The sequence below is a fragment of the Sulfurimonas sp. NWX79 genome (assembly GCF_039667035.1).
Taxonomy (GTDB): Bacteria; Campylobacterota; Campylobacteria; order Campylobacterales; family Sulfurimonadaceae; genus Sulfurimonas; species Sulfurimonas indica.
The window spans coordinates 14,751-26,867 of sequence record NZ_JALCZL010000013.1 but is presented as its reverse complement, the minus strand read 5'-3'; the positions used below and the strand labels follow the sequence as shown (position 1 = coordinate 26,867).

Below are 12,117 nucleotides of genomic sequence, written 5' to 3'. Positions count from 1 at the left end.
CTTACTCCATTCCTCTTTTGCTCAACTCTTCACGGTAGAGTTTTTCATATAAAATTTCGAACTCATCAGTACCGGGAATAAACTTTCTTTTGTATGAACGAATTTTCTCCATTACCGCATCTTCAATCTCAGAAGTATCTGCCAAAAATGATGTGATAGCATTAAAAATGATATTTTTCACACGGTTTTCATTCACATCGAAATGGATAAGATCCTCTTCATAAAGCTCATCTAAAACCTTATGTGCAATATCTGAAAAACGCTCTTCATAATCCAAAATAACATCAAATTCAGGTGCCAATTTTTTCTTTATCATAAAGAAAAGCTGACGCTCATCAGCAAGCATAAACTCTATCTCTTCCTCATTCTCTTCGAGGTACTCATTTACTTTCTCTTCTAAAGCCATCTCTTTTTTTACACTCTCTTGGAGTATTTTTTCTGCTTCATGTGCAACAGGTTCAAGTCCACGTGTTAGAGTAACGGCACCACTTTTTGCTAAGTCGATAGATATTTTATTGGATATATGGGGAATAGTTTTTAATGATATTTTCATGATGGCGACCCTACTTATTTATTTAAATTCAGACATTTTACAATAAATAAGGTAAAAATCTTATTAGAGTGAAATTATTTAGAAAGTAAGAGCGTTAGTTCCGAAGCTTTTTTTGCATTCATTTTCGTTAAAATCTTACCGACTATCTTTGGTTTGAGCGACTGTAAAATAGCTGCTGCTTCATTTGTCTCCATATCTGAGAGTATATTTGCAGCAGATGCCGGTTTCATTTTTGCAAATGTTTGCGCAATTTTACTCATTTTCGTCGACTTTACCTCTTCTAAAATCTTTTTATTCCGTGCGAGCATTTTTTTAACAGAGGCTTCTTTTTGCGTTATTTCTGCTAATTTTTTATTAACTTGCTCTTCTTGTAAGGAGAGCTTCTGTTCTTTTTGTTTGAGTAGCTCTTCAGTTGCTGTTTTTAGAGCCTGAAGAGACTGTTTTTGCTCATCTATACGCTCTAACTCTACTAAAAGTTCACTCTTTCTCTCTTTAAAAATCTCGGTACATTCAAAAAGTTTATCACTTGTTTGCAGGGCAAAAAGAAAATTTTGTGTAAAAAGAAGCAGCAGTAACCATCGTATCATGAAGCTTGCCTTATAATATTTGTTTTTTTGGAGTATGTCATCAGTGCCACTTCATCCAAATCTTTTGTCTCTTGTAGCTTTTTGGCTTGCAGCATTTTCTCTATCTCTTGAAGCTCTAAGTAGTTAAACTTTTCATACTCTATCATATCACGCTTGAGCTGCTCTTTTGCCTCTAAAAGCTCTTTTTGTGCATACTCTACCCAGGATTCATTATGAGAAATAACTGCTCTTTGTGAGTCTAAAAGTGTTCTGTTTGCCAAAAAATCGGATATGATACCCTGCTGTGGTGCAGGAATATTTTGCAGTTCTGCCAAAGACTCACGCAGAGCCTCTTTGGCATTAAAAAGGTTTTTATTTGCATTTTGCACGACTCGCTCACTCTTTTGCATTGCATTTTTCTTTAAACTGACCAAAGCGCTAAAACGAGTCTTCATGCTTTTATTTCCTTGATTTAGAGGATTATCGTATCATCTCTCTCTGGTGATGTTGAGATAATACCAACCTTCGTCTGACTAATCTCTTCGATAAGTTTAACATATTCTTGTGCACTCTGCGGTAAATCTTCAAATTTTCGGACTCCTACAGAGTTATCCCAACCTTTGAAAGTCTTGTAAATCGGTTTTACATTTTCCAAATCTACAGGAAGATAATCAATCGTCTTACCATTGTACTCATAGGCAACACAAACTTTTACCTCATCAAAACCGTCAAGAACATCAAGCTTCATCAACGCCAACTCATCACAACCATTTAGACGGCTTGCATAACGCGTTGCAATTGCATCAAACCAACCACATCTTCGTGCACGACCTGTTGTTGTTCCAAACTCATGTCCCTGTTCACCAAGACGCTTGCCATCTTCACCTAAATCTTCTGATGGAAATGGTCCGTTACCAACACGTGTACAGTACGCTTTTACAATCCCTGTCACTTTCCCAATGTCTTTAGGATTGAGTCCAAGACCTGTACATGCTCCGGCACTTACAGTTGAACTTGAAGTTACATACGGGTACGTTCCATGATCAATATCAAGCATTGTTCCCTGTGCACCCTCAAGCAAAACACGCTTCCCTTCAGCATCAAGTGCACGCCATACCATCTGTGTCGTATCTGTGATGAATGGAGCAAGTTTCTCTTTATATCCATTAAGCTCTGCTAAAAGTTCCTCTTTTGTTGGAGCATGCAGATCCATAACATCAAAAATAGGCTTGTTTTGCTCAAAATAGTCCAAAATTGTCTGACAAAGTTTTTCAGGATTTAAAAGTTCTCCTACACGATGCCCAATACGGTTTATCTTATCAGAATATGCAGGCCCGATACCTTTTCCCGTTGTACCGATTGCTTTGTCACCTTTAAGGCGCTCTTTTGCCTGATCAATCGCAGCATGGTAAGAAAGATTTAGATGGGCCTTGTCAGAGATATAAAGACGCCCTTCAAGATTTTCAAACTGCTCCATCTCTTTAATGATAGATGACGGAGAGAGTACCACACCGTTTCCTACTACATTGATAGCTTTAGGGTTAAGTACACCAGAAGGGATAAGATGCAGTGCATATTTAACACCATCTACCCAGATAGTGTGTCCTGCATTGTGTCCTCCCTGGCTTCTACATACCATATCGTATTCAAGTGCCAGTTTATCTACAATCTTTCCTTTACCTTCGTCTCCCCATTGGATTCCAACGATTACATCTGCTTGATTTCTACTCATCTCTTACTTTTCCTCTTTCTCTAATGCTTCACATAAAGCATCTGTATATATTGCAAACCCGACCGATGTCAGCTCACCATTTTTATATCTTCCACCACGTGCATAGACTTCATTCTCTACGATTGAACGAAAATAGAGCTCATCATAATAGAGCATTTTTGCATAGTACATCGGTGCAAGGACTGCATTATCACACTGCATCTGCTCACACAGCTCTTTCATCTTTAGAAGCTCATCTGCTATCGCTTTTGGTGCGATTGCCATTACCTCATCTACCTGCTCAATATACTGCAGATAAACAAGCTTTGTAAGCCACTCCTCTTTAAGGTTGATAAACTTATCTATATTAATATGTCTAAAATCATCAATCTCTAACGCATCAAACATCTCCACTAAAAGCTGTGGTATCTTCATATTTGAGATTTGAATTAAAGATTTTACTTCTAGTTTTTCAAAAATCTCTACCGTGAGGTTCATGACAGAAGAGAGATTTTTCTCTCCCATAAACTCAACACCGACTTGATATTGTTCCGTTGTCGGATAGGTAAAGACCGGCTGAATATAGAACCACTTCTTCTCTTTAGTATTATGTCCCAAACGCTTCTCAATAATGCGTACAACATCTATTGTAGAGTCCGCTCTGAGTGAAAGTGCATTGTTTTTCTCATCATTGATGCGGATAAGTTCACGCTCATCAGCGATGGATTTGTGTTGATGATATGAAAAAATCGGTGTTACAATCTCTTCATATCCATTTGCATCCAAAATCTCACTGGCAACCTGCTCAATATGGCGTTTGAGTTTTGCACTCTTACCAAAGTAGAGCTTTGAACCGTTTGGAATTTCGTGTTCTAGTATCATTTATATCTCTTTTTTTTCTAGTGCAGTTTTAAAGTAGGTCTCATTGTATACTTTTGATGCAAGACCTGTATACTCCAAACGTCCCATACGGTGGAGTATCAACTCTATTGCATTCACAACCCAGATAGACTCATACGGAGCAATGAGTCCCATCTGGTTAATACGGAAGATTTTTCCTTTGAGATGGTCTTGTCCACCTGCAACATTCACACCATACTCCTCTTTTAAAGCTGAGCGGATTTTAGATGCATCTTTATCATCGATTGTCGTCATACTCTTTGCAGGTGCTTTTGGATAAGAGTGCAGACCAATTGCTTCGAGTGCCGCTCTTGTTGCTTTTGCACGTCTGGCAGTATTACAGTAAAGCACACCAAAGCCACCCTCATTTTTAATTGTCTCTAAAACTTCTAAAAGACCAATAATAAGCGTTGTAGCTGCTGTATAGGCGGTAGTATTTTGACGCTGTTTTTTAATCTCGCTCGCTAAATTAAGATAATAACCACGCCCCTCACCTATTTTTTCAATCGCAACATTTGAAAGACCTAAAATTGCAAGTCCCGGTGGCAACATCAATGCCTTTTGACTACCGGCAATAAGACAGTCAATATGTGTCACATCAATTCTCTCAACACCAACAGCAGTGATACCATCAGCGATAATCATAATCTCAGGATTGATCTCTTTTATCGCTTTTGCTAACTCCTCAACTGGATGACGAAGACCACCCGCACTCTCAGAGATCTGTACGGCAATAGCATCAATATCAGCGTTTGCTTTTACAGCCTCTACTACTGCTTCAACACTTACAGGAGTATCCCATTCGTTTTTAATCTCAACTGAACCCAGTCCATGCGCTTTTGCAATCTTTCCAAAACGCTCACCGAATTTTCCAGAATTGACATTGAGAAGTGTGTTATGGCAGAGGTTGATAACCGCTGCTTCCATAGCACCAGTTCCACTTGAAGCTATCATAACCACTTCATCCGTAGTAAAAAGTTCAAAAAGATGCTCACGCGTCTTTTCAAAAATCGCTTCAAATTCAGGTGTACGGTGATGCATAGTCTCATCAGCCATTGCATTTCTAACGTTTTGTGGTACTGGAGTTGGACCAGGAGTAAATAGTAACATTGAGTTTTTCCTACTTGGTTTAATGTTTAATTTTAAAAAAACCTCGTATTATATCGAAATATGTTTAAATTTTAGTTTTAAGGCACAAAATGACACTATTTGATTCAACTGTTTTGGGAATTATTGAAGGTTTTACAGAGTTTTTGCCAATCTCTTCCACCGGACACCTTATCGTTGCTTCAAAATTTTTAGGCATTGATCAGACAAGTGTTACCAAAGCTTATGAAGTCATCATCCAATTTGCAGCCATTTTAGCCGTCGTACTCAATTACAGAGAAAAATTTACTCTCCAAAAGATAGAGCTGTGGAAGAAACTTATCCTTGCATTCATTCCTATCGGTGCTGTTGGCTTTATCTTCTCGCATCAGATAAAAGAGCTCTTTAGTATCAATGTTGTAGCCATTATGTTCATTGTAGGAGGTATCATCTTTTTACTTGTTGAAAAGCTCTATATCCCTAAAGAGCGTACTCTTCTTGATGATGTAGAGCAAGTCTCTTACAAACAAGCTCTCCTCATTGGTATAGCACAGATTTTTGCACTCGTTCCGGGAACCTCTCGAGCGGGTTCGAGCATCATTGGTGCGCTACTTGTAGATCTTTCACGTAAAGCAAGTGCAGAGTTCTCTTTTTTACTTGCTTTTCCTGTAATGTGTGCCGTTACAGGCTATGACCTGCTCAAACACTATCATGAGTTTTCTGATGCAAACTTAGTAACACTCGTACTCGGGTTTGTAGTTGCTTTTGTGGTTGCTTATTTGACTATCAAACTCTTTTTAAAATTCCTCGAAAAGTTCACCTTTGTCACTTTTGGAATCTATAGAATTCTTTTTGGCATCCTTCTTTTAACATTATTTAACTAGAATAATTTTTAACATTTGGAACACGATATGCTTTATTTTTAGCATACCATAAATGTTAAAGGAGATGTCATGCAGAATTTACGCAGATATAACGCCCACTTACATTTAGTTTTAGAAAAACTTGAACGCTCTTTTTATGAATTGAGTCGTAAGTTTTTATAATACTTTCAATACTTTAGAAGCTAAACTCAAGGCTTTTGAACGATGCGATAATTTTCTCTTTATTGCATCATCCAACTCTCCAAGTGTTTTGTCAAACCCACTTGGGATAAACATCGGATCATATCCAAAACCACCTTCTCCTCTTGCCTCCGTTAAAGCTGTTCCATACATCCATCCATGAACAGTTCGCTCTTTATCTTTTGTCACAATGGCTATTGCCGCTGTATAGTGTGCCGGTGAGATCTCTACGCCTTTTGCTTTTATAGCATCAATGAGCTTGTAAAGATTATCCTTGTCATTTGCATCAACACCTGCATAACGGGCACTGTAGATTCCCGGAGTACCATCAAGTATATCAACGCTTATGCCACTGTCATCTGCCAAAACAACTGCATCTTCATCACCAAGTGCCTTATAGACAGCTCTAGCTTTGATTAAAGCATTTTCTTTAAAGGTATCTGCATCTTCAATAATCTCAAAAGCATCAATAATCTCTGTATAGGGAACTACTTCATAATGTTGGCAAAGCTCTTTAATCTCTCTTACTTTTCCCTTGTTCGATGTTGCTAAAACTAACTTTTTCACGCCACTTCCTTAAATTATCTTTTAAATTACTACTTTTGTATTTTGCAAATCAATTATAAATAATAGTTGCTCTATAATTTCAAAATTATATACTAATTCACTTCAAAAAGGCTTTTGCTATGTTTAAAAAAGTTCTTCCCCTATCCTCGATTCTCTTTTTGAGATTTTTAGGGCTCTTTTTAGTTTTACCTGTTCTTTCTGTTTATGCGCTTGACCTAAAGGGTGCAACACCTTTCTTGGTCGGTGTGATTGTTGGTGGTTATGCCCTCACGCAGGCTATTTTTCAAGTTCCTTTCGGAAGTATGAGTGATAAGGTAGGAAGAAAACCAACAATTCTCTTTGGTCTTTTAGTCTTTTTAGTCGGTTCTCTTATCTGTGCATATTCAACGGATATCTATACATTGATGCTTGGTCGTTTCTTACAGGGGGCTGGAGCGATTGGATCTGTTGTTACTGCAATGATAGCGGACCTTGTTGAAGAGAAAACTCGTGGTCATGCAATGGCGATCATGGGTGGATTTATCGCGATGAGTTTTGCTCTTGCTATGGCTCTTGGTCCTGTTATCGCAGCACACTACGGTATCAGTTCTATCTTTGTCATCACTGCAGTTTTGGCACTTATTGCGATTGTTATTTTATTTGTCAAAGTACCAACTCCACCGAAAATCAAACATATCTATCATGGTAAAACTAGTACAAAAGATATCATAAAAGACCCAAATCTTTTAGGTATGATTATCATCAATGCAATGCAAAAAGGGCTTATGACAGCTGCATTTGTTATCATCCCTGTATTTTTAACACAGCCTGAGTATGGATTTAACTGGGAAAAGAGTGAGCTGTGGATGGTCTATGTACCGGCAATGATAGCTGGACTTATTGCAATGGGGCCAGCTGCAGTGTTTGGAGAAAAACGTAATATCCCTAAACAGATATTTATGGTCTCAATTGTTCTCTTTACTGCATCTTTTGTAATGATGGGACTTACAAGCTCCAGTGGAGTTTTCATTACAGCGGTTATCTTTTTCTTTGTCGCTTTTAATATGATGGAGCCACTCGTTCAATCAATGATCTCTAAATTTGCAAAAGTACACCAGAAAGGGGCAGCACTTGGTATCGCGAACTCTGCTGCATACTTCTTTACATTTATCGGTGGTACATTTGCAGGGCTTTACCTTGATATTAGCTCACGTGAGACACTTGGTCTTACTATCGGGGGCATTGCTCTTGCTTGGCTTATCTTTACAGCTGTAAAGATGAAAAACCCTATTCGCCATTCTCATCTTATTATCCCTGAAAATGAAGTTGATTTTGACAAGCTTAATACTTTAGAGAGTGAACATATCGCAGAGTGGTTTATCAATGAGACAGAAAAAGTTGTCGTTATCAAATATGTAAGTGAAAAACTGAATGAGGATGATTTAAAAGGAAAGATTTTAATATAATCTCTCCTTTTTTCACATCTTTTTCTTGATTTAAATCATCACCTAAAAATATATAATAAGATAAAATACATAAAAAAAGATTTAATTATGAAACTGTTTATCTTATTATTAAGCCTCTCATTTACCATTTTTACCTTTACAGGATGTGAACAAGAAGCAGATACCCATGCCCGTCAAGTTCACTATGACAGAGATATGTGTGCACGCTGTGCCATGGTTGTCAGCGATAGACACAATACTACACAGGTCATTAATCCGCAAACAAACAAAGTCTATATGTTTGATGATATCGGCTGTATGGTACTCTGGTTTGATGAAGAACATATTGAGTGGGCAGGTCAGGCAGTCATCTGGATTACAGATCTTGACACTGGAGAGTGGATAGATGCACGCAAAGCCTTCTATGATACAGAGAACATTACTCCTATGGCCTATGGGTTCTCAGCACACAAATCAAAAGATGCTATTAAAGAGGGCCAGGAAATTATTGACTACAAAGAAGTTGTTAGAAGAGTCAAAGAGATTGGTAGATAGGTTTTTTATCTACTAAAATCAAATTTGGCTCTATAAAAGGCGCTAGTTGTGAGAGAAAATTTAGCAGTGTCATAATTGGACTTGCATAAAAAAACTTCACTTTTTTGTTGTAATGCCAGAGTGCATCTGCATATTGATAGACTTTATAGGGTGTATCTCCAACACCGTCTTTGTCTCTGTCAAACCCAGCATATCTATCCCAGTAGTTATACTCTACGATGTTTGAATCTGCAAAACTCCCACTGATATCTTTGACAACATCATCAATATTTCCAAAAACTCTGTTTCTTGTTATCTTGTTATCTTTTATCGTAGCATGAAAATGAAAAGCTTCACCATTGTAAGCTATCTCATTATTGATAATAAATCTTTTCATGCCTCTTTCTTTCTCTTTGCCATCTATATAGAGTGCTTTGGCATTATAACGCACTACATTATCCTGAAATAAAAAGTTGGCAACTGCACCTATCATCACAGCAATACCTGCCGCACCATTTGAGCTCGTTATACTATTGCCAATGACTTTTGTATCCTTTGCCCCCATAAGCATAATACCTACAGAGTTATATCTATAGCTGTTGCCTTTAAAAATATTCCCGTTACTCATGGAGAGATGTGTTGCAAAACGATTTGCAGTAAACTTATTTTCTATGAAGCTATTATTGTGTGAATAGTTAAGCGTTATATCTCTGACTTTCTCGATAGTATTGTTTCTAATGAGATTTTTACTGCTGTAATACATCTTCAGTCCATCACCACGAAGCGGTATATCATAACTCTTTGATGTAATATAGTTATCTTCAAAACGAGAATCACTGACCATATCCATATCAATACCATAAAGCACATCCTCAAGTCTGCAAGCAACTATACTGCATTTATGTACCTTATGCATTGAGATGGCAGCATCAAGCATATGCATACGCTCTCCACTACTTTTAATTGTAAGATTTTTCAGATGGACAAAAGCGCTTGTAATGGTAATAACACTACCTTTACCGTCCCCTTCGATTATAACATCCTCACCCATTCCTAGAATAGTTAAAGGCTTGTTGATAGTAATGTTGCCTTTATAATGTCCACTTTGAAGTTTAATGGTTGCGTGTGGGTTGGCCTTCTCTATTGCCTCTTGCAATGGATTGGCACTTAAAGATGAGAGAAGGGGAAAAAGCAGCAGAAGTATTCTCATCTTTTATCACTTTTGAAGTTTTAGTAAAATTTATGAATCTCTTCCATGATATCTGCAAACTCCATATCATCACCCTTCTCTTTTAAAAACGCAACAAGGTACTTCTCACTCGCTTCTACACCCTCTTTTTTCTCAATCTCAAGAAGTTTTGCATAGAGATCTGCAATGATTTCAATAACATGGCGTGAGATTTTCTTCCGTGAAGCATGATAGCCTATAATTTTCCCTGTATCAGTATCTTTACGGATCTCAAACTCTGTAAATATCCAGTAGTACCTTCCATCTTTTGCCAGATTTTTAACAACAGCATTGATGTTTTTTCCAGCCCCTATCGTCTCCCACAGAAGCTTGAAAACAACCTTTGGCATATCAGGATGACGTACAATGGAGTGAGGCTTGCCAATGAGTTCTTCCTCACTGTAGCCGGAAACTTCCTGAAAATAGTCATTGGCATAGGTAATCTTGCCTTTTTCATCCGTTTCACTTACGATGTAACGCTTTGGGTCTAACACTATCTCTTCATCTATCGGTGTCGGTTTTATCATCTCATTCTCCTATAGGCTGTCATTTAGCCAGTTAATAAGCCCTCGGCTTATTTCTCTAAAGCCAAAAATTCGCTTTCCGTTATGTAGCTTTGAAAACTCTTCAGCCCGCTTATAAGAATCAAACGGTACTAAATCATCACCTGCAGGTGATGTAACATTACTTCCATAGACATAAAAAGCACCCTTTGCCTTGACTGTTTTTGCAGTAGCATAGTCCGTTACATAGATGTTTTTAAAGTCACTCTCACTCTTGATGTTAAACTCAGGCCATTTCCCCGGTCTAAAATAGAACTCAAACATGGACTTAGGTGATATAAAATATATATCTTCTCCACTTGCAAGCTCTATCTTTGCAGCCCATTTTGGATACTTGTAGACCTTCATATGCCGTACAAGCCCCGTTGTGTTTTTATCATAGTTCATTTCAGAAGAAAAAAGCAGACTGACAACAAGTAACAGCAAAGTAGTTATTTTTTTCATATTCATCTCCTAAACCAAATCTTTTTTCTCAAAAATTTTGTACCCAAAAAAGGCAAAAAGCAAACCAAGTAGAAGTGGATACCCTATAGAGAGCAGCACAAAGGTACTTTGCGATACCGAATCCAAAATATAAAATGCCACAGGTCCCATAACTGTTAGTTCCGGATCAAAAAGTGAAATAGCAGCAACACGGAAAATCTCCATAGGGTTAATCAAACTGATAAAGATGATAAGCCCTTCATCAACACGCTGCTGCATCATCAATGAAATGAGTGCAATATCAATAAAAGCAAGCAAAAATATCCAGATAAAAAAAGCAATCCCCAGTGCTACTTCAGATGATTTGACAAATGAAGAGATAAAAAAAGCAATTCCTAAAAATGTTGCACTCATCGCAAAAAGAAGTCCTGTATATAAGAAGAAAATATTCCATGGAATATCAGCACCCTTAAAAGCTCCATAAATGACAGCGATTATCATCGCAAAAATCACCGGCAGATAGACTGTGATAAAACGACCTATGATTTTCCCCCAATAGTACTGCTTGAGTGAAATTGGAAAAGAGAGCATATACTCTAAAATGTGGCTGTCTCTGTCTCCTGATATTGAACGTACCGTTGTTATCAGGATAAATATAGGCAAAATTACTATCGTAATCTGAATATACATCAAAAGCAGTCGGCTCAAACCACTAAAACCCATCACTTGTGACTCAGTTACTCCTGCTATAAAAAACAGAGCAATCAGTCCGCCAAAAACCAAGGAGTAAACCAGAAACCATTTTGCCCGAATCGACTCTTTTAAATCAAGATAGGCTATTAAATATAAATTTTTCATCTAAAATCTCTCATCCGAAACTATTTTTCCCAAATCCATATAGATTTGACGGTTTACCAAATCTTTTACCTCTTCAAGCCTGTGTGTTACAAAGAGTAGTACCTTCTCTTTTTCATTCTGCTTCAAAAGTCTGTAAAAATCATCTCGTGCTTTTGGATCAAGGTTTGCCGTAGGCTCATCATAAATGATGATATCACTCTCTTTTGCCAAAGAGATGGCAATAAGCAGCTTTTGCTTCATCCCCCCACTGAGTTTAAAGAAGGACTTGTTTAGGTTTGCATTGATATCAAGTTTCATCTCATTGGCGTAGTGTTTAATGAGCTCCTTATCGACATTTGCACTCACGGAGATATACTGCATCAACTCTTCGATACTGAGTTTGATTGGAGGTGGAAGCTGAGGGACAAAACTGATATGTTTAAGTACCTCAACACGCTGTTTTATAGGACTCTTTCCATTGATAAGCACCTCTCCTGCATCTGGATGATAGTAGCCCATGATAGAGCGGATAAGCGTAGTTTTTCCAGCTCCATTTGCACCCATTAAAGCGATTGATTCATTTTTATTGAACTCACAATTGATATTCTCAAGTGAGATATGTGAACCAAATTTCTTTGTTATATTATTTACTTTTATCATA

At 37.6% G+C, this 12,117-nt stretch carries 15 protein-coding genes; 3 read left to right on the top strand and 12 right to left on the bottom strand.

The features are described 5' to 3' along the window. Position 1: 1 nt before the first annotated feature. The 6 genes from MNY27_RS06965 to MNY27_RS06940 all read right to left on the bottom strand — a co-directional run bounded on the left by MNY27_RS06965 (position 2) and on the right by MNY27_RS06940 (position 4,840). Positions 2–553 (bottom strand): DUF507 family protein, encoded by a 552-nt coding sequence (locus MNY27_RS06965; RefSeq protein ID WP_152184574.1) that lies wholly within the window; start codon positions 551–553, stop codon positions 2–4. A gap of 74 nt (positions 554–627) precedes the next feature. After that, complete coding sequence (locus MNY27_RS06960; RefSeq protein ID WP_246153851.1) at positions 628–1,140, bottom strand: PDP protein; 513 nt, start codon at positions 1,138–1,140, stop codon at positions 628–630. Further along, a complete protein-coding gene (locus MNY27_RS06955) occupies positions 1,137–1,574 on the bottom strand; it encodes a flagellar export protein FliJ (protein WP_152184575.1) in 438 nt (145 codons plus the stop codon). Before MNY27_RS06955 ends, MNY27_RS06960 begins: the two co-directional genes overlap by 4 nt. 17 nt (positions 1,575–1,591) lie before the next feature. Beyond that, complete coding sequence (locus MNY27_RS06950) at positions 1,592–2,851, bottom strand: adenylosuccinate synthase (protein ID WP_152184576.1); 1,260 nt, start codon at positions 2,849–2,851, stop codon at positions 1,592–1,594. A 3-nt stretch (positions 2,852–2,854) separates the two neighbouring features. Beyond that, positions 2,855–3,712 (bottom strand): ATP phosphoribosyltransferase regulatory subunit, encoded by an 858-nt coding sequence (locus MNY27_RS06945; RefSeq protein WP_152184577.1) that lies wholly within the window; start codon positions 3,710–3,712, stop codon positions 2,855–2,857. Next, positions 3,713–4,840, bottom strand: a complete 1,128-nt coding sequence (locus MNY27_RS06940) for an aminotransferase class V-fold PLP-dependent enzyme (protein WP_152184578.1) — start codon at positions 4,838–4,840, stop codon at positions 3,713–3,715. Positions 4,841–4,929: 89 nt separating this feature from the next. Between MNY27_RS06940 and MNY27_RS06935 the strand changes: the two genes are divergently transcribed. Further along, entirely contained in the window at positions 4,930–5,700 is a 771-nt protein-coding gene (locus tag MNY27_RS06935) for an undecaprenyl-diphosphate phosphatase (protein ID WP_152184579.1), read from the top strand. 156 nt (positions 5,701–5,856) lie between these two features. On the opposite strand, the gene rdgB is transcribed toward MNY27_RS06935, so the two are convergent. Next, positions 5,857–6,447, bottom strand: a complete 591-nt coding sequence (gene rdgB / locus MNY27_RS06930) for an RdgB/HAM1 family non-canonical purine NTP pyrophosphatase (RefSeq protein ID WP_152184580.1) — start codon at positions 6,445–6,447, stop codon at positions 5,857–5,859. Positions 6,448–6,566: 119 nt separating this feature from the next. Between rdgB and MNY27_RS06925 the strand changes: the two genes are divergently transcribed. Then, on the top strand, positions 6,567–7,892 hold the full coding sequence (locus tag MNY27_RS06925; protein WP_346392035.1) for an MFS transporter: 1,326 nt from the start codon (positions 6,567–6,569) through the stop codon (positions 7,890–7,892). Between the two features lie 87 nt (positions 7,893–7,979). After that, positions 7,980–8,426 carry a hypothetical protein gene (locus MNY27_RS06920; protein ID WP_152184585.1) on the top strand — a complete coding sequence of 149 codons (447 nt, stop codon included), beginning with the start codon at positions 7,980–7,982 and terminating at the stop codon, positions 8,424–8,426. Here the strand turns inward: MNY27_RS06920 and nosD are convergent. The 5 genes from nosD to MNY27_RS06895 are packed head-to-tail and all read right to left on the bottom strand — an operon-like array spanning position 8,407 to position 12,116. Then, positions 8,407–9,615 (bottom strand): nitrous oxide reductase family maturation protein NosD, encoded by a 1,209-nt coding sequence (gene nosD / locus MNY27_RS06915; RefSeq protein WP_152184586.1) that lies wholly within the window; start codon positions 9,613–9,615, stop codon positions 8,407–8,409. The two genes, MNY27_RS06920 and nosD, sit on opposite strands and share 20 nt — an antisense overlap. 20 nt (positions 9,616–9,635) lie before the next feature. Beyond that, the gene (locus tag MNY27_RS06910; protein ID WP_152184587.1) at positions 9,636–10,160 is read right to left on the bottom strand and encodes a PAS domain-containing protein; all 525 of its coding nucleotides are present in this window, start codon (positions 10,158–10,160) and stop codon (positions 9,636–9,638) included. A gap of 9 nt (positions 10,161–10,169) precedes the next feature. Next, positions 10,170–10,640 carry a nitrous oxide reductase accessory protein NosL gene (locus tag MNY27_RS06905; protein WP_152184588.1) on the bottom strand — a complete coding sequence of 157 codons (471 nt, stop codon included), beginning with the start codon at positions 10,638–10,640 and terminating at the stop codon, positions 10,170–10,172. Positions 10,641–10,649: 9 nt separating this feature from the next. Continuing rightward, positions 10,650–11,477, bottom strand: coding sequence for an ABC transporter permease subunit (locus tag MNY27_RS06900; protein ID WP_152184589.1), 828 nt, complete (start codon positions 11,475–11,477; stop codon positions 10,650–10,652). After that, positions 11,478–12,116: an ABC transporter ATP-binding protein gene (locus MNY27_RS06895; RefSeq protein WP_152184590.1), complete on the bottom strand. Its 639-nt coding sequence runs from the start codon at positions 12,114–12,116 to the stop codon at positions 11,478–11,480. Position 12,117 lies beyond the last annotated feature (1 nt).